Source organism: Streptomyces sp. NPDC002701 (genome assembly GCF_042889045.1).
Classification (GTDB): Bacteria; Actinomycetota; Actinomycetes; order Streptomycetales; family Streptomycetaceae; genus Streptomyces.
This window is the reverse complement of the sequence record NZ_JBIAQL010000003.1, coordinates 109725-127285: the sequence shown is the minus strand read 5'-3', so window position 1 is coordinate 127285 and position 17561 is coordinate 109725. Positions and strand designations below refer to the sequence as shown.

General features: G+C 72.1%; 16 protein-coding genes and 1 pseudogene. 7 read left to right on the top strand and 10 right to left on the bottom strand.

The features are described from left to right. Window positions 1-256 precede the first annotated feature (256 nt). From ACFYXC_RS08975 to ACFYXC_RS08955, 5 genes are read left to right on the top strand one after another with little or no spacing between them, the layout of a single operon-like run. Entirely contained in the window at window positions 257-3199 is a 2943-nt protein-coding gene (locus ACFYXC_RS08975; protein WP_389548686.1) for a nitrate- and nitrite sensing domain-containing protein, read from the top strand. Continuing rightward, on the top strand, window positions 3196-3696 hold the full coding sequence (locus tag ACFYXC_RS08970) for a roadblock/LC7 domain-containing protein (protein WP_388912550.1): 501 nt from the start codon (window positions 3196-3198) through the stop codon (window positions 3694-3696). The genes ACFYXC_RS08975 and ACFYXC_RS08970 overlap by 4 nt, the downstream gene beginning before the upstream one ends. Further along, window positions 3693-4112, top strand: coding sequence for a DUF742 domain-containing protein (locus tag ACFYXC_RS08965; protein WP_389548682.1), 420 nt, complete (start codon window positions 3693-3695; stop codon window positions 4110-4112). The genes ACFYXC_RS08970 and ACFYXC_RS08965 overlap by 4 nt, the downstream gene beginning before the upstream one ends. Further along, on the top strand, window positions 4093-4755 hold the full coding sequence (locus tag ACFYXC_RS08960) for an ATP/GTP-binding protein (protein WP_388912553.1): 663 nt from the start codon (window positions 4093-4095) through the stop codon (window positions 4753-4755). The genes ACFYXC_RS08965 and ACFYXC_RS08960 overlap by 20 nt, the downstream gene beginning before the upstream one ends. A gap of 55 nt (window positions 4756-4810) precedes the next feature. After that, window positions 4811-6064, top strand: coding sequence for a styrene monooxygenase/indole monooxygenase family protein (locus ACFYXC_RS08955; RefSeq protein ID WP_389548679.1), 1254 nt, complete (start codon window positions 4811-4813; stop codon window positions 6062-6064). 80 nt (window positions 6065-6144) lie between these two features. On the opposite strand, the gene ACFYXC_RS08950 is transcribed toward ACFYXC_RS08955, so the two are convergent. The 4 genes from ACFYXC_RS08950 to ACFYXC_RS08935 all read right to left on the bottom strand — a co-directional run bounded on the left by ACFYXC_RS08950 (window position 6145) and on the right by ACFYXC_RS08935 (window position 9643). Further along, a complete protein-coding gene (locus ACFYXC_RS08950; RefSeq protein WP_389548676.1) occupies window positions 6145-7272 on the bottom strand; it encodes an NlpC/P60 family protein in 1128 nt (375 codons plus the stop codon). Window positions 7273-7376: 104 nt separating this feature from the next. After that, window positions 7377-7727, bottom strand: coding sequence for a hypothetical protein (locus tag ACFYXC_RS08945; protein WP_389548673.1), 351 nt, complete (start codon window positions 7725-7727; stop codon window positions 7377-7379). A 62-nt stretch (window positions 7728-7789) separates the two neighbouring features. Beyond that, entirely contained in the window at window positions 7790-8515 is a 726-nt protein-coding gene (locus tag ACFYXC_RS08940; RefSeq protein WP_388912565.1) for a TetR/AcrR family transcriptional regulator, read from the bottom strand. 189 nt (window positions 8516-8704) lie between these two features. Further along, a complete protein-coding gene (locus ACFYXC_RS08935; RefSeq protein WP_388912568.1) occupies window positions 8705-9643 on the bottom strand; it encodes a diiron oxygenase in 939 nt (312 codons plus the stop codon). 204 nt (window positions 9644-9847) lie between these two features. Between ACFYXC_RS08935 and ACFYXC_RS08930 the strand changes: the two genes are divergently transcribed. Next, complete coding sequence (locus tag ACFYXC_RS08930; RefSeq protein ID WP_389548669.1) at window positions 9848-10954, top strand: ferritin-like domain-containing protein; 1107 nt, start codon at window positions 9848-9850, stop codon at window positions 10952-10954. Window positions 10955-11101: 147 nt separating this feature from the next. Here ACFYXC_RS08930 and ACFYXC_RS08925 read toward each other — a convergent pair. The 5 genes and pseudogenes from ACFYXC_RS08925 to ACFYXC_RS08905 form a co-directional block, all read right to left on the bottom strand. Then, window positions 11102-11361, bottom strand: a pseudogene (locus ACFYXC_RS08925) (DUF3291 domain-containing protein); the annotation flags it as partial. A 133-nt stretch (window positions 11362-11494) separates the two neighbouring features. Continuing rightward, entirely contained in the window at window positions 11495-12952 is a 1458-nt protein-coding gene (locus ACFYXC_RS08920; protein WP_389549965.1) for a penicillin-binding transpeptidase domain-containing protein, read from the bottom strand. Window positions 12953-12969: 17 nt separating this feature from the next. Then, the gene (locus ACFYXC_RS08915; RefSeq protein WP_389548666.1) at window positions 12970-14373 is read right to left on the bottom strand and encodes an FtsW/RodA/SpoVE family cell cycle protein; all 1404 of its coding nucleotides are present in this window, start codon (window positions 14371-14373) and stop codon (window positions 12970-12972) included. 81 nt (window positions 14374-14454) lie between these two features. Beyond that, window positions 14455-14814 carry an SH3 domain-containing protein gene (locus ACFYXC_RS08910; protein ID WP_389548663.1) on the bottom strand — a complete coding sequence of 120 codons (360 nt, stop codon included), beginning with the start codon at window positions 14812-14814 and terminating at the stop codon, window positions 14455-14457. 304 nt (window positions 14815-15118) lie between these two features. Next, the gene (locus tag ACFYXC_RS08905; protein WP_389548660.1) at window positions 15119-15625 is read right to left on the bottom strand and encodes a protein phosphatase; all 507 of its coding nucleotides are present in this window, start codon (window positions 15623-15625) and stop codon (window positions 15119-15121) included. Window positions 15626-15715: 90 nt separating this feature from the next. Here ACFYXC_RS08905 and ACFYXC_RS08900 point away from each other — a divergent pair, with 90 nt between their 5' ends. Then, on the top strand, window positions 15716-16519 hold the full coding sequence (locus ACFYXC_RS08900) for a nuclease-related domain-containing protein (protein ID WP_389548657.1): 804 nt from the start codon (window positions 15716-15718) through the stop codon (window positions 16517-16519). Between the two features lie 155 nt (window positions 16520-16674). Here ACFYXC_RS08900 and ligD read toward each other — a convergent pair whose 3' ends face one another. Next, window positions 16675-17556 (bottom strand): non-homologous end-joining DNA ligase, encoded by an 882-nt coding sequence (gene ligD / locus ACFYXC_RS08895; protein WP_389548654.1) that lies wholly within the window; start codon window positions 17554-17556, stop codon window positions 16675-16677. Window positions 17557-17561 lie beyond the last annotated feature (5 nt).

Here is a 17561-nt window from a genome sequence, read left to right as displayed (position 1 = left end):
TGGCGGCGCATCTTGCCATCGGTCGCGGTGGACGTCCAACCGGCCTGCCGCGCAGGGGTGTCGCATGCGCCAGGGGAACTTGCCGGTCCGCTCCCCGGCGATGTTCACTCCTTCGTGTGGCGGGTCAGGCGATGCGCGACCACTGCCCACCGGCACTGGGAGGGTCGGGAGCCGTACCGGGACGACACGCGAGTTGACGGTTCGTCACCCGGGCCCATGGGGACACGAGTCAAGAATGTGAGCACCGGTGCAGAAAATGCGGCCTCGGCGCAAAGGCAGGCAGTCGGCCTCGGGTGAAGCCTCCGGGCACCCGCCGAACTCACCCGCACCGCAGAACACTCCGGACCCCGCTGGACGCGGCCGTCCCGCGCACGTGCGCAGCCGGCTGATCGTCGCCGTCGCCGTCGTGGCAGCCGCGATCGCCGGAGCGGGCGCTCCGTCCGTGATCACCGCCTCCGGGGAGCTGAACGACTCCCAGAACCTGGTGACGTCCGCCGAGCGGACCCGGGACGCGCTGGCCCTCGCCCACTCGCTGGCCGACGAACGCGACGAGGTGACCTCCTACCTCGCGGCCGGCCGGCCCAAGGGCGAAGGCCCCTCGGAGCGCCGCAGCGCCCGCGTGGACCGCCAGGTGGACGAGCTGCGCGTCGACGCGGTGGAGACGGACGCCCCGGCGGCCTTCCTGGAGACGCTCGACGGCATCGCCGCCGTCCGCAGGTCGGCGCTCACCGGAGAGAGCAGTGCTCTCGAAGCGCATCGGGCGTACTCGACCGCCCTCACCGAACTGCACGCACTCGCCGAGGAACTGGCCGAGGACCTCCCGCCCCGCGCGGGCTCCGGCGCGCACGCCCTCGCCGACCTCGACACCGCCGTCCAGCAGGCCGCCGCGACCCGCGGCCTGCTCCTCGCGGCACTGAACGTGCCCACCAGCACGCAGACCACCACCGACCCGATCACGGGCCTGCCCACGACGACCACCACGTCGTCGGCGGCCGCGACCAAGCAGCGCGACGCGCTCACCGCCGCGGCCCAGCAGGCCAACGTCCGCGAGCAGGCCGCCCTGGCCGACTTCGGCGGCACGGCACCGAAGGCGGACCGCGCCTCGTACGACTCCACGGTCACCGGGCCCGACGTCACGGCCGCCGAGAAGTACCTCGCCGCCCTGGCCGACCAGCCGACCCTCTCCGACTCCGAACTGACCACCGGCACCAAGAAACTGGACGCGGCGCTCTCCGCCCGCGTCGAGCTGATGCGCGGAGTCGAGGCGTCCCTCAACACGAAGCGCGTCAAGGACCTGGCCGCGCTGCGCGACGACGACGTCACCGCGCTGGAGATCCGCGTCGCGGTCCTCGGCGCGCTGATGCTGCTCGCCGTCGGTGTCTCCACGGGGATGGCCCGGTCGCTCACGCGCCCGCTGTCCGTCCTGCGCCGCGGCTCCGCGCGCCTCGCCGCCGAACCCGGCACCGGGGACCCCGTCAAGTTCACCGGCCGCAACGACGAGTTCGCGCAGGTCGTGCGCTCCGTCAACACGCTCCACGCGCACGCCGTCGCCCTCACCGAACGTCTCGCCACCCTGGAGGGCGACCGCAAGCACCTCATCGGCCAGCGCCAGAAGATGGCCGACGAGCGCGACCGGTTCCGTACCGAACTCGCCGAGGCGGCCGCCCACCTGGAGCAGGTGCGGCAGAGCATCCACGGCACCTTCGTCAGCCTGGCCCTGCGCACCCTGGGCCTGGTCGAGCGGCAGCTCGGTGTCATCGAGGGCCTGGAGGAGCGCGAGCAGGACCCCGAGCGCCTCGCGACCCTCTTCCGGCTCGACCACTTCGCCACCGTCATGCGCCGCCACAGCGAGAACCTGCTGGTCCTCGCGGGCGCCGAGCACGGCCACCAGCACCCCGGGCCCGTCCCGCTGGTCGACGTCGTCCGGGCCGCCGTCAGCGAGGTCGAACGGTACGAGCGGGTCCGTATCTCCGCGCTGCCGCCGCACGCGCACCTCGTCGGGTTCGCGGCGGACGACGTCAGCCACCTGGTGGCCGAACTCCTGGAGAACGCCTCGTCGTTCTCGCCGCCCGACATCCCCGTCGAGGTGTCCGGCTGGCTCCTGGAGAGCGGCGAGGTCATGCTCTCCGTCCAGGACGAGGGCATCGGCATGACCAGCGGGCGGCTCGACCGGCTCAACACGCGTCTGTCGGCCTTCGATCCGGAGGACCCGTACGACGAGGAGAGCGGCGAGGGACTCGGGCTCGGCCTGTACGTGGTGGCCCGGCTCGCCCACCGGCACGGCGTTCGGGTGCAGTTGCGCGAGCAGAAGCAGGGCGGTGTCACGGCCGTCGTGGTCCTGCCCAAGGCCCTGCTCGCCGCCGCGCCCGCCGTGGCGGTCCCCCAGACGACCACCGCCCGCACCACGGCCGGGGCCGCCGCCCCGGTGTCCCTCCCGGGTGCGGACGCCGAGGTCAACTCCAACGTCCTGTACGGCCGCCAGGGCCGCGACCCGCTGATCGAGGCGGCGGAGGACACCCTGCGGGAGGCCGGCGACGCCGAGACGGCTGCCGCCGAGCCCGCTGACGACGCGGAGCCCGCGGAACCGTCCGAGTCCGCGCAACAGTCCGAATCCTCGGAACCGTCCGAGTCCGCCCCGGTCCGGTCCGCCGGTCCCGAGACCACCATGGTCCTGATGGCGCCGGTGCCGCCGGAGGACCAGCCGGCCGAGGGCGGGGCCGAGAGCGGAGCCGCGGCCCGCGAGGCCGCAGCCGCCGCCCCGTCGGACACCCCGGCGATCCGGCTCCCCGCCCAGGCCACCCCGGACCAGCGCGGCACCGAGCACCGCACCACGGACCACCGCGGCACCGACCCGTACGCCATAGGTCCCGACGCCCACGAGCGGGTTCCCGACGGGCCGCAGGGGGCATCTGCCTCCTCGGAGCTGCCCGAGCTGTCCGAGCCGTCGGAGCGGGTCACCGACAAGGGGCTGCCCAAGCGCACCCCGAGGATCTCCGCCCCCGCGCCGGCCGCCGGCCCGCGCAGGACGTCCGTCGACGCCGAGGCGCTGCGCCGCCGCCTCGGCGGATTCCACCGGGGGGCCAGCGAAGGCCGCCGCGATGTCGAGGCGGAGATCGCCGAACAGACGTCGGAGCTGCAGGCGCCCGCCGCACATGCCGTAGAAACCAAGGGGGACACCGTCGAGGAGGCAAGCAGTTGACCGCGTCCAGTACCTTCGGACTGAGCCATGAAGCCCGCAATCTGCACTGGCTGCTGACGAACCTCGTCGAGGAGGTGCCGGGCCTCCTGTCGGTCGCGGTGGTCTCCTCAGACGGCCTGTTGCTGCTCTCCTCCGACCCCGGGAGGAACGCGGAGGCACGGCAGAGCGGCGGGAGACCCACGGGCCCCCGCGGCTCCGCGGCGGACCTGGCCACCATCGTCTCCGGCATCGGCAGCCTCGCCATCGGCGCCGCCAAGCTGATGGACGGCGGCACCGTCAAACAGACGATGGTCGCGATGGAGGACGGCGGGCTCTTCGTCATGTCGATCAGCGACGGTTCGCTGCTCGGCGTGCACGGCTCCCCGGACTGCGACATGAGCGTCGTGGCGTACCACATGGCGCTCTTCGTGGGCCGTGCGGGACACGTGCTGACTCCCGAACTCCGCAGCGAGCTGCGCCGGTCACTCGCCGACACGACGATGGAGACGGCCAAGTGAGCGACGCGAGCGGCACGCCCGGAACGCCCAGGCTGCCGGTCCGCGGCGGCGACCGGAAGCCCGCCCGCGTGCGCCCCTACTCGCTCACCGGCGGCCGTACGCGCTTCGGGCACGTGCTGCTCGTCGAGACGTTCGTGGCGGCACTGGAGGCCCCGGAGGAGCGCCGCGAACTGGAGAATGGTTCACTCTCCACCCGGGTGATGCCGGAGATGAGGGCCATCGTCGAACTCTGCCGCCGGATGCGTACGGTGGCCGAGGTCGCGGCCCTCCTGAAGATGCCCCTCGGTGTGGTCCGGGTGCTCATCAGCGACCTGGCGGACCAGGGCAAGATCCGTGTGTACGGAACAGGTCACGGCCCGGGACAGCCGGACCGTGCTCTGCTGGAAAGGGTGCTGAGTGGACTCCGTCGTCTCTGACGTCTCCCGCGTCTCGGATGTCTCCCGATCGTCCGGCTTCCCCGAAGTCGTGGAGCCCGACGAGGAGTTGAAAGCGTGGCAGAAGGATCGGACGCGCGCGCCGATCGCCACGAAGATCGTGGTGGCGGGTGGCTTCGGGGTGGGCAAGACCACCCTCGTCACCGCCGTCTCCGAGATCACGCCCCTTGAGACGGAGGCGCTGATGACCCGGGCGAGCGAGGGCACCGACGACCTCAGCGCGACTCCGGGGAAGACCACCACCACCGTGGCCATGGACTTCGGCCGCATCACGCTCGACGACGACCTGGTGCTGTACCTGTTCGGTACGCCGGGGCAGCAGCGGTTCTGGTTCATGTGGGACGACCTGGTGCGCGGGGCGATAGGCGCCGTGGTCCTCGCCGACACCCGCAGGCTGAAGGACTGCTGGCCGGCGCTCGACTACTTCGAGAGCTGCGGGCTGCCGTACGTCGTCGCCGTCAACCACTTCGACGGCAGCGAGCGGTTCGATCCGGACGACGTGCGGGAGGCCCTCACGATCTCCCGGCACATACCTGTCATGATCATGGACGCGCGGCGCAGGATCTCCGTCATCGAGAGCCTGCTGGCGCTGGTGGGCCACGCGCTCGACGCCAGTCCCGCATAGGCGGACCCACCCGGCGCCGGCCCCCGAGCACAATGCACGCACAGTGAGGACCAGCATGCGGAAGATACTCGTCGTCGGAGCCGGCCAGTCCGGACTCCAGCTCGCCCTCGGACTCCAGTCGAACGGGTACGAGGTCACCCTGATGTCCAACCGGACGGCGGACGAGATCCGCACCGGCCGCGTCATGTCGACCCAGTGCATGTTCCACACGGCACTGCAGCACGAGCGCGATCTCCAGCTGAACTTCTGGGAGTCCCAGGCCCCGAAGATCGAAGGACTCGGCGTCTCGGTCGCGGCCCCCGGCTCCTTCGACCCGGGTCCCTCGCAGCGCGCCATCGACTGGGTCGGCAGGTTCGACGGGTACGCGCAGTCGGTCGACCAGCGCGTGAAGATGGCGGGTTGGATGGAGACCTTCGCGCAGCGGGGCGGCCAGCTCGTCATCCACGGCGCCGCGGTGTCCGACCTCGACTACTTCGCCCGTACGTACGACCTGGTCCTCGTCTCGGCGGGCAAGGGGGAACTGGTGTCGATGTTCGGCCGCGACGCCTCGCGCTCCCCGTACGCGGAGCCGCAGCGCGCGCTGGCCGTCGCGTACGTGCACGGGCTGGGCCCGCGGCCCGAGCACCCGGAGTTCGACGCGGTCCGCTGCAACCTCGTGCCGGGCGTCGGCGAACTCTTCGTCATGCCGACGTTCACCCTGTCCGGCCGTGCGGACATTCTCTTCTGGGAGGGCATACCCGGCGGCCCGCTGGACGTCTTCCAGGGCGTGAAGGACCCGGCCGAGCACCTCTCCCTGACCCTGGAACTCATGGAGCGGTTCACGCCGTGGGAGTACGCCAGGGCGACCAAGGTCGAACTCACCGACGCGGGCGGCACGCTGGCCGGACGCTATGCGCCCACCGTCCGCAACCCCGTCGGCCGGCTCCCCGGCGGCGGCCTGGTCCTCGGCGTCGCCGACGTGGTCGTGGCGAACGACCCGATCACCGGCCAGGGCTCCAACTCGGCGTCGAAGTGCGCGGCCTCGTACCTGGACTCGATCCTCGGCCACGGTGACAAGGAGTTCGACGAGGCATGGATGCGTGCCACCTTCGAACGCTACTGGGACACCGCGCAGCACGTCACGAAGTGGACGAACGCGATGCTCGGCCCGCCGCCGGAGCACGTCCTGAACCTGATCGGCGCGGCAGGCCAGCTCCCGCCGGTGGCGGACCGCTTCGCCAACGGCTTCAACGACCCGTCGGACTTCGAGAACTTCTTCTACGACCCGGAGAAGACGGACGCGTACCTGGCCTCCGTGGCGGGTGGCTGAGGAGCGCCTGTACCCGCTGCGCCGTCGTGGCCGGTCGCGCGGTTCCCCGCGCCCCTTCGGGGGCGCCGCCCTCGGGGTGCCTACGGGGTGTCGGCGCTGTAGCCCTCGTCCGAGCCGTCCGTCGCGTTCTCGGGGAGCCTCGGCGGTGTGAACCGCCGCAGGGGTTTCCCGGACGGGTCCGGGCGGACCGCGCCCAGGATCGGGTTGGCCGCGATCGGGGAGACCTTGATCCTCGCTCCCGGGCGCGGGGCCTGGACGACCATGCCGTCGCCCAGGTACATCGCCACATGGGTGGCCTTGGGGAAGTAGATCACCAAATCGCCGGGGCGCAGGTCGGGCAGGGCGATGCGGGGCAGCCGGGCCCACTGTTCCTGGCTGGTGCGGGGGATGGGCCGGCCCGCGGCGTCCCACGCCCGGGAGGTGAGCCCCGAGCAGTCGTAGGCGTCCGGGCCCTCGGCGCCCCACTCGTACGGTTTGCCGATCTGGTCCACGGCGTAGCGCAGGGCCGCGTTCCCTGCCCGGGAGGGGCGGCGCGTGCTGCTGAGCGCGCCCGACGCCACCAGCTCGTCCTGTGCCTCGGCCACCCCGGCCTCCTCCAGCTCGGCCACCTCGGCGAGCTGTTCCTCGGTGAGGGAGGCGAGCAGTTCCTCGACGTCCTTCAGGCGCTTCCGCACGAGGTCGCGGTCCTTCTTCTGCCGTTCGGCGAGGGCGAGTTGGCCGTCCAGGGCGGTACGGGCCCGGCGGGCCAGGCCGCCGGTCCGCCGTTCGGCGGCCGCCAGCCGCTCCACCGTGCCCGCCCGTTCCTTCGACACCTGCCGGATCACATGGCCCTGGTCGAGCGCGTGCTGCGGATCACGGGCGAGCAGCAGCCGTACGTACGAGGAGATCTCGCTCCTGCCCTGGTACTGCTGCCGGGCGAGCCGTCCCGCCGCGCCGCGGCTGTCCCGCAGCGAGACCCGGGCCGCCGCGAGTCGGCGGTTGAGCTTCGCGACCTCGGCCCGCCGCCGTTCCAGCCGCTCCTCGGTCGCGTTGTACGTCTCGGTGGCCTCCTCGGCCGCACGGTAGAGCCGCTGGAGATCGGTCAGCAGTTCGGCCACGGACCGCTCGCCCGGTCCGGGGGCCGCCGCGGCCGGTGCGGGTGCGGGCACGAGGAGCGCGCCGACCGCGACCGCCGCCGTACAGGCCAGTCGCCCGAGCCTTCCTGACACGTCATCACCTCCGGTGCGGGGCGGCACGTCCGCTCCCGCGCACCGAGCATCGGACGCCTTCGCGGGCCGCGCGCGCCGGCCGTGGGCGGTCCGGCCCAACGAGGTCACCCGTGGGTGTCTCCCGGCCGGCCGTCCGGCGTGGCGTCTGGCGTGCCGTCCGGCGCCGGGTGCTGTACGGGGTCCTGTACGGGGTCCGGCTTCGACCACGGCCACCTCAGCCTGCCGGCCCGGCCCGTGGGGTCGTAGGCGTACTTCCACCCCTGGTGCAGGCCGAGCCGTCCGCCGCCCGTGCCCGCCTGCACCCGCAGGTAGACGAGAACCGTGGGCGGGCCGCCCGCCGCGTCCGGCACCGGGACCCGGTACACCTTCGGCGGGTGCCCGGTCGGGCCGAGCAGGACCGGCAGCACCCGGCCGTCCAGCGGGCCGCCCTCGAAAGGGGTGTCTTCGCTCTTCACCGCGTCAGTGTCTCAGTGCCGCGGCGCCCCGGCCGACGCCCGGCCGAGGGGCGGGCGTGCCGCTAGAGCAGGTGTGCCGCGTCGCTCACCACGGGCAGCACCCGGCGGGCCAGCGAACCCATCGGACCGTCCGCGGACTCCAGCGTCACCGCGGCCCGCACGACGTGCGCGGTCTGTTCGTCGCGGGCGGCGGTCGCCACGAGGCACGCCACGAACTGCTCGACGAGCCAGTCGCGCAACTCGTCCAGCGGGGGTTCCTTCTCCTCGTCCAGCCAGATCAGCGAGGCCGCCTCGACGGCCGTGATCCACATCCGGACGGTCATCCGCAGCCGGGGGCCCGGCTCCTCCGTGTCCAGGTGGCTGAGGATGTGCTCGGCGGCGGCCCGTCGTACGCCGTCCACGATGGCCGTGGTCCTCGATGTCTCCACCACGCTGCCGCCCTGGAGCAGCGCGCTGAAACCCGCGTCGTGCTGGTCCACGAAGGCGAGATAGCGGTCCAGCGCGTTGGCGAGCCGGCGGGTGAGGGGGCCGTCCGGCGGCTCGGCGAAGCAGTGCTCCAGTTCCTCGGCGGCCGACCGCAGGGCCGCCTCGTACAACTGCTGCTTGCCGCCGGGGAAGTAGCGGTAGACCAGCGGGCGTGAGACGCCCGCCGCCTCCGCCACGTCGTCCAGGGAGATGTCCTCCGGTGCCCGTACCGCGAACAGGGACAGCGCGGCGTCGAGGAGCTGACTGCGTCGCTCCTCGACGCTCAGGCGTCGGTATGCGCGGGTGGGGGCGGGCGAGGTCATGTCTCGCAGCGTAGCCCGTCCCGGGGGGGTGGGGGTGGGGTGGGAGTTGGCCGGGGTCTGTGGGTGGGTGCGGGTTCGGTGGGGGCTGGTCGCGCAGTTCCCCGCGCCCCTCTGGAGGGACAGGGGCGCAGCCCCCTGTCCCTCCAGAGGGGCGCCGCCCTGTCCTTCCGGGGGGCCGCTGTGGGGGGCTCAGGCCAGTAGGCCCGAGGACTTCCAGAGGCGGCGGCCCGTGCCCCTCAGGACGCCTATGTCGTCCAGGAAGTCGGTCAGGCGCTTGGAGCCCGTCTGCATGACCTCGCGGCGGTGGCCGCTCGCCTTCACCTGGGCCAGCGCCTCGCGGCGGTCGAGGCCGATGTTCGTGTAGACGTCGGGGTTGACGAAGGCGACCGAGAAGACGCGGGCGAACTCACCGGAGGTGATCCGGGTGAACTCCTGCGACCAGCGCGGCGCGGTCACCATCTGGCGGCGCAGTTCCTCCCGCGCGTACCGGACGTGCCGTGCCTCCTCCACCACGTGGATCCGCGTCACACCCCGGACCAGGGTCTGCACCCGCTCGTCCGGGAACGTCAGCCGCTGCATCCAGTCGAGCACCTCCTCGCCGAGCAGCGTGGCGGTGAACGAACCGGGCGTCGTGGAGATCGTCTTGAAGAAGCGGCCCAGGTTCTGGTGCGCCCGGCTCACCGGGTAGTGGGGCGTCCCGCTGCGGCTGATCAGCCGGGCGAACATCTTCGAGTGCCGGCACTCGTCCTCGATCTCGGTCAGCGCGTAGCGCACGTGCGCGCTGGTCGCCGGCTTGTCGTAGATGTGCCGTACCAGCAGCTGCATCAGGATGATCTCGAACCAGATCCCCAGCGAGGCGAGTGCCGCGGCCTCGTGCTGGGAGAGCAGGATCCGCTGCTCCTCGCTCATCCGCTTCCACAGCGGGGTGTCGTAGAGCGACACCAGCTCCGGCGGCCAGAACCACTTGCCCTCCTCGAAGGGCGCGTCCCAGTCCAGCTCCTTGTCCGGGTCGAAGGAGTGCTTCGCGGAGGAGTCGAGCAGCCGCTCGGCCACCTGCTCCCGGTCCTTGAGCAGGCCGAGCGCGTCGCGCAGACCCTCGATGGCGCTGTCCTCCGTCACGGTCGTCATGGCTGTGCCCACCTTGTCGTACCTCGTCGTACCGAGAGTGATCGGGAAATGAGTCGGGATGAGTTGGGAATGAGTCGGGAAACGCGTGGCGGATGATCGGGGTTACCGCCGGTCACGTCTTATGAGACTGCTTGTCAGCAAGCTCGTCAATCCCTTCCGCGCAACTTGTTGACCCTCCGACCGACACGTGTGAGCCTGCGAGACATGCCGACCTACGACCTGTACGCCATGGACCCCGGAGCTCCCCTCTGGCAGGTGCCCGCTACCGGCGCGGCACGGTTCAGCTGGGAGTACGACGAAGGACGCGAGCGCCTGCTGGCCCTGTACCAGAAGGGCAAGGACAAGCAGTGGGACGGTCAGAAGCGGATCGCGTGGGACCTGGAGGTGGACCCCTACGATCCGCTCGGTACGCCCGACGAGGCCATCTCGCTCTACGGCACCCCGTACTGGGCGAAGATGAACGACCGCGAGAAGGGCGAACTGCGCCGGCACTACGCCTCGTGGCAGTTCAGCCAGTTCCTCCACGGCGAGCAGGGCGCCATGGTCTGCGCGGCCCGCATCGTCGAGTCCGTGCCCGACCTGGACGCCAAGCTGTACTCGGCGACCCAGACGATGGACGAGGCACGGCACGCGGAGATCTACACGCGCTTCCTGCACGAGAAGATCGGGATGCTCTACCCCGTCAACGACAATCTGCAGGCGCTGCTCGGCGACACCCTGCGCGACTCGCGCTGGGACATGCCCTACCTCGGTATGCAGGTCCTCATCGAAGGGCTGGCCCTCGCCGCGTTCGGCCTGCTCAGGGACACCACGGACAAGCCGCTGCCGAAGCAGATCCTCGCCTACATCATGCAGGACGAGGCCCGTCACGTGGCCTTCGGCCGCATGGCGCTGCGCGACTACTACAGGCAGCTCTCCGACGCCGAACGCCGCGAGCGCGAGGACTTCGTCATCGAGGGCTGCTACCTGATGCGCGACCGGCTGCGCGGCGTCGAGGTCCTGGAGAACTTCGGCATCCCGACGGCGGAGGCGGAGGAGTACAGCGAGCGGTCCGAGTTCCTCGCCATCTTCCGGCAGTTGCTGTTCTCCCGCATCGTCCCCTGCGTCAAGGACATCGGCCTGTGGGGCAAACGCCTCCAGCAGGCGTACGTCGACATGGGCGTCTTCGACATGGGCAACACCAACCTCGACCTCCTCATGGCCCAGGACGAGGAAGTCGCCGAGAAGCTCGACGCGGAACGCTTCGCGGCGGAGGAGGAGGCACGGGTCGCGGAGGTCGGCGAGGCGATCCGGGCGGGCGCGGAGTCCTAGGTCCCGCGCCGCCAGGTACCGGGGCCCGCACCGCCCAGGTCGCTGGAGCCCGCGCCGCCTAGACCGGCACCTCAGTTCGGGGAGCGTCCGGACCTCCCCGGCGGCCTGCGACGGGGGCTGCGACAAGGACGGCGACGGAGACGGCGTGGGCAGCGCCTCGCCGGGGCCGGGCGGGAACGACGTCGGCAGGGTGAACGCGTACGCCGTGGCCCCGTGCGCCCGCAGATGCAGCAGGCGCTCCTCCGCCTCGGCCACCGTGGGCCGGTGCCCGGCCGGCCCCCACCACAGGGCTGTCATCGCCTGCCGGATCCGCTCGAACCACTCGTTCCCGCGCGACAGCAGTTCCCGGTGCTGCCCCGGTACATGAAGGCGGTGAGGGCGTCGGTGTCCCGCCACACCGTGAGATGTTCACCTGGGCGAGTTCGTGGGCGGGTTCGTGCGCGGGCTCGTCGGCGGGCTCGTGACCGGTTTCGTACGCGGTTGCGGGCTGAGTCATGACCGAACGCCAGGTCGGGCGGCGGCGGGCACACCACCCCCGTCTCACCGGTCGAGCACAGCCTCCATCACGGCCCGGGCGACCGGTGCCGCGTCCCCGCCGCCGCTGATGTCACCCCGGTCCGCCGCCGCGTCCTCGACGACGACCGCGACGGCCACCGCCGGTTCCATCGAGCCCTCGGCCCGGGCCCACGAGATGAACCAGGCGTACGGCGTACCGGAGTTGTGGATGCCGTGCTGGGCCGTGCCCGACTTGCCGCCGACCGTGGCGCCGGGGATGGCGGCGTTCTTGCCGGTCCCCCTCTCCACGACATCCGTCATCAGCTCGCGCAACCGCACGGCCGTGGCGGGGTTCATGGCCTGGCGGTGGGTCCGCTGCCCCGTGGCGAACACCGTGTCGCCGTCGTCCGTGGTCGTCCGCTCCACCAGATGCGGCGTACGCACCGAGCCGTGGTTGGCGACGGCCGCGGCGACCATCGCCATCTGCAGGGGCGTGGCCCGGGTGTTGTACTGGCCGATGGAGGAGAGCGCGAGCTGCGCCTCGTCCACCCGGGCGTCGAAGGTGCTGGGCGAGACCAGGAAGGGGATTCGCAGCTTCCGGTCGTTGAAGCCGAACCCGGCCGCCCCGGTTCGCATCGCGCTCCGGCCCACCTCCACGCCGAGCCGGGCGAAGACCGTGTTGCACGACCACTGGAAGGCATGGCGCAGCGACGCGTTCTCGCAGCCCTCGACCTCGTTCGTCAGCCGCGTCGAACTGCCCGGCAGCCGGTACGGGTCGGGGGCGCCGGTGGGCTCGTCCACATCGCGCACCACACCCGAGTCCAGGGCCGCCGCCGCGGTGACCACCTTGAAGGTCGAACCCGGGGGATACGTCTGCCGCACCGCCCGGTTGAGCATCGGCCGGTCCGCCGCACCGTTCAGCCGCGCCCACGCCCTGGCCACCCCGGAGTCCGTCCCCGAGAGCTCCTCGGGGTCGTAGGACGGGGTGGAGACGAGCGCCAGGATGCGGCCGGTGGCCGGTTCGAGCGCGGCCACCGCGCCGCGCCGGGAGCCGAGCCCGGCGTACGCCGCCCGCTGCGCCGCCGCGTCCAGGGTCGTGACCACGTGCCCGCCGGGGTTACGGGCCCGGGTGAGGTCGTTCCACAGCGGGAGCGGTGAGAGCCGCGGATCGGTGCCCGACAGCACACCGTCGGCGGCCTCCTCCAGCAGGGCCGTCCCGTACACCTGTGAGGCGAAGCCGGTGACCGGCGCGTACAACGGGCCGTCGCGGTAACTGCGTTCGTAGCGGAACTCCTCGCCCGAGTCCCTGGAGCCGGTGACCGCCCTTCCCTCGACGAGGATGTCGCCGCGCGGCTGGCCGTAACGGGCGATCGTGTGACGGCGGTTGGCCGGGTTCTCGTCGTACTGGCGGGCCTGGACGATCTGGACGCGGGCGGCGTTCGCCAGGAGGGCGAGCAGGAGGAGCGCGCAGAAGGCGGCGGCGTGCCGGATGTACCGGGTCATGGGGCGGCCGTTGCCCGTCATGGCGCGGCACCTCCTCCTGGCTGTGCCCCTGTCTGTTCCTGTGTCGGTTCCGGCTCCTCCTCGGACCGGCCGCGTGCCGAGTCGCTGAGACGGATCAGCAGGGCCACGATGATCCAGTTGGTGACGACCGACGAACCGCCCTGCGCGAGGAACGGCATGGCTTTGCCGGTCAGCGGGATCAGCCCCGTCACACCGCCCGCGATCACGAAGACCTGGAGCGCGACGATCGAGGCGAGCCCGACCGCGAGCAGCCGGCCGAAGGGGTCGCGCACGGCGAGGCCCGCCCGGATGCCGCGCTCGACCAGCAGCCCGTACAGGATGAAGAGCGCGGAGAGGCCGGCCAGACCCAGTTCCTCGCCCGCCGTGGCCAGGATGAAGTCCGACTTGACGGCGAAGCCGATGAGGACCGAGTGGCCGAGGCCGAGCCCCGTGCCGAGGAAGCCGCCGGCGGCGAACGCGAAGAGGGACTGGGCGAGTTGGTTGGGGCCCCGGCCCGCCTCGATCGACGCGAACGGGTGCAGCCAGTCCTCGACCCTGCTGTGCACGTGCGGCTCCAGCCAGCCGACGGCGCAGGCCCCGCACGCCGCCAGCAGGAGCCCCACCGCGATCCAGCCGGTGCGGCCCGTGGCGACGTACAGCAGGATCACGAAGAGGCCGAAGAAGAGCAGGGACGTGCCGAGGTCCCGCTCCAGGACCAGCACGCCGACGCTCAGCAGCCAGACCGTGAGGATCGGGCCGAGCACCCGCCCGGTGGGCAGTTGGAGCAGCCACAGGCGCCGGCCGGTGTACGCGAGGGCGTTGCGGTTGGCGGCGAGGTAGCCGGCGAAGAACAGCGCGAGCATGACCTTCGCGAACTCACCCGGCTGGAGGGAGAATCCGGCGACCCTGATCCAGATGCGGGCGCCGTTCACCGCGGGGAAGAAGATCGGCAGGACGAGGAGGACCAGCGCGGTGACGACGGACACGTACGTGTAGCGCTGGAGCACCCGGTGGTCGCGCAGCAGCACCACCACCGCGATGAACAGGCCCACGCCCAGCGTCGACCAGACGAGCTGGGCGGGCGCCGCCCGGTCGGCCGGGGTCTCCAGGTCGAGCCGGTGGATCAGGACCAGGCCCAGGCCGTTGAGCAGGACGGCGATCGGCAGCAGCAGCGGATCGGCGCGGGGGGCGCGCAGACGCACCGCGAGGTGGGCGAGGAGCGCGAGCGCACCCAGCCCGGCGCCGTGACCTGCGGCGCCGGGCGGGACGGAGCCGGTCCTGGCGAGTCCGACGTCGCAGTAGCCGTACACGGAGAGCAGGACGGCCAGCACGATGAGGGTGAACTCGATGCCACGGCGCCGGGGGAGGCGTACAACGGGAGCCGGCGGATCCGCCTGCACGGTCGTTCCGGGCGAGAGCATGTCCGGAAGTTAGCAAGCCGGTCGCCCGATGTCCTGTTATGTCGCGACAATCGGGCGGTTCCGGCGCTCCTCAGTCGACGCTCAGCACCAGCGGGGCGACGGGCCGATGTTGTCGATGTAGCGGGCCGCGCCCCAGGCCCAGGTGCCGTCCGCGAGGAGGTACCAGAGGGGGTTGCCCTTGACGCTCTCGCCGGGCGTCTTGCAGAAGATGGAGACGACCTCGCCGTGCGCCGCGTGGCCGATGGCGGCACTGCCGCGGGTCGGCCTGTCGCGCAGGGTCAGGCCGCCGGGCGCGTTGACGCGGCCCTTGTAGTACTTGTGGTGGTGGCCGTCGGTGTGGCCCCAGTCGTCGGTCGCGAGGGCGGGGCTCGCGGCGCCGAGGACGAGCGCGCCACCGGCGGCGGCTATGCAGAGGCGGGTGACAGCGGTACGCAGGGACATGGCGGTCTCCTCCGGAAATGGGGTGACAAGCGGACTAATCGCCACGCTAAGAGCCCACTCCGCCGACCGCCCGCCACACTGAGCCATCGGGATGCCACCCACGACCCCGCGCCCCACACGAGGGCCCCCGAGGACGCGGTCTACTCGCTTCTCGCCTTTCAGGGGCGCGGGGAACTGCGCGACCGGCCACGACGCACCCGCACGGGACCGCGACCCCGTCGACCGGGGGCGCCGGTCGGCCGGCGCGCTCCCCTCCACCGGGCCGCCGTCAGGCAGGACGCCGGCGGCGACGGACGCGGCGCGGCTACTCGGTCAGCTCCTCCAGAAGGCGGGCCGTGGCCAGCCCCGTCTCCAGATACTCCACGAAGAGTTCGTTGTGCAGGGCCCACGGGGAACGCCGGGACCGGATGAGACGGATCCCCTCGTCGGCGGGGTACCCGGCGAGGGCCAGCGCGTGGGCGACGACCAGTCCCGAGCGGTTGTAGCCGTGGTAACAGCGGACCAGCACACGCCGGTCGTCGTCCAGCGCCTCGCGCGCCGTACGGGCCAGCCGTATCACCCCGGCGAGCTGGGTACCGTCCAGCGGCCCGTCCGGAATGGGCCACACATGGTGTTCGACACCCGTGTCGGGCCCGTGACTGGGTAATCGCAGCAGGGTCAGCACCAGGTCGAACTCGTCGTGGACGACGGCGAACTCACGCTCTCCCGACCGGCCCACGTACTCGTGTCCGCCCATCCAGAGGCCGGGCACGATCTCGCTCCACGGGCTGTCCGGGGCCGGCACATCGGGTTGCTTCCTGCGAGCCCGCAACGGCGCCTCCCCCTCCACTGCTCCCAAAGGTAGCCGCCTTCTTGCCCCTGGAGCACCCCGCCTGTTCCCATGGTCGTGGGGTGATGGGGCATGAAGGGACTGCGCGTCGTGCCGACCTGGCGGCACGGTCGGGAACGGCTCTACGTCTGCCGCACCGACGGCAGGAACGTCGCCTGGTACGACAGGGAGGCGGCCCGGGTCAACCTGCTCAGCGAGGAGCGGCGCGAGGAGGTGCTCGACGTGCTCGGACCGTTCCTGACCGGAGCGGTCACCGTCGGCCCGCCACCGGTACCGACCCCCGCCGAGCTCGCGCGGCTCTCGCTGCACCCGGACGACGACCTCGCGCCGAACCGGCCGGGAGAGGCGCTGCAGACCGCACTCGACCACGAGCCGGGCCCGCAGCGCCGGCTGCGGCCCGATCCCCGGCGCCGGGCGCTCGCGGCGGAACTGGCGGTGGGCGAGGCGCTGGACCGGCTGGACGGGGCCGGGTGGCACGCCCTGCACTCGGTGCCGCTGCCCGGCGGGGACCGCATCCACCACCTGGTGATCGGCCCCGGCGGGCTCTTCGCCGTACACACGGTGCACGCCCACAGGCAGCGCGTCCTGGTCGCCGATCCGATGGTCACGGTGGGCCGCAGGGAGGCCCGGCCGGTGCTGCGGCTGGTCCGCGCCGACGCGGACCGCGCCTCGTACGCCCTCACCGCCGAGGTGCACCCCGTACTGGCCTTCTTCGGACCCAGGGACGTGTCGGTGACGGCACCGCTGCGCGAGGTGCGCATCCTGCTGGACACCGATGTGACGTCGCTGGCCCGCTCGGGAGGCGTCCTCAAGCCGGCGGACGTCGAGGCGCTGCACGCCATGGCCCGCGACCGGGGGACCTGGGTGCGGGTCTGAGGTCCGTGGGGTCAGGGGGTACGGTCCGAGGTCCCATGGGGTCAGGGGGTACGGGTCCGAGGTCCCATGGGGTCAGGGGGTACGGGTCCGAGGTCCCGTGAGGTCATGGCCACGGATCTGGGGGTCGGGGCCGGACAGGAGCGGGCCGGGCGCTGTCAGGGCAGTGATCCGGCCCGGCCGGTGTCGAGCAGCGGTTCCAGCAGATCCCCGTGGCGCTCCAGGCGCGGCACGATGTCCTCGGCCCGGAAGGCCAGCTGGGACGGGGTCGCGCAGGACTCGACCTCCTCCCAGGTGACCGGGGCGGAGACCGTGGGCGCGGCGCGGGCCCTGAGCGTGTACGGGGCGGCCGTGGTCTTGCGGGCCGCGTTCTGGCTGAAGTCGACGAAGACCTTGGTGGGCCGCAGGCTGCGGGTCATGCGGTGGATGACCAGGCCGGGGAGATCGGCCTCGGCCTCCACGGCGAGGGCCTTCGCGTACGCGGTGACGTCGGCGGACGGGGTGGGCTCCAGGGCGGCCAGCAGATGCAGGCCTTTGGAGCCGGAGGTCTTCGCGTAGGCGGTCAGGCCGTCCGCCGCGAGGCGTTCGCGCAGCCACAGGGCGACGCGGCAGCACTCCACGATCGTGGCCGGCTCCCCGGGGTCCAGGTCGAGGACCAGACGGTCGGCGAGGTCCGGCGCGTCCGCCCGCCACTGCGGGGTGTGGAACTCGGTGACCAGGTTCGCCGCCCACATCAGGGAGGGCAGGTCCTGGACGAGGACCATGCGCGCCGGGCCCTCCGAACGGGGAACCTCCGTCGTCACGACCCAGTCGGGTGTACCGGGCGGGACGTTCTTGGCGAAGAAGAGCTGGCCGTCGGGTCCGTCCGGATACCGCAGGAACGAGACCGGGCGGTCGTGGAGATGGGGCAGGAGCGCCTCCGCGGCCGTCGCGTAGTAGTGCAGCAGCTCGCCCTTGGTGAAGCCCGTCTCCGGGTGGAGCACCTTCTCCAGGTTGCTCAGGGCGATCCTTCGCCCCTCCACCTGCGTGATCGGCGTCATAAGAT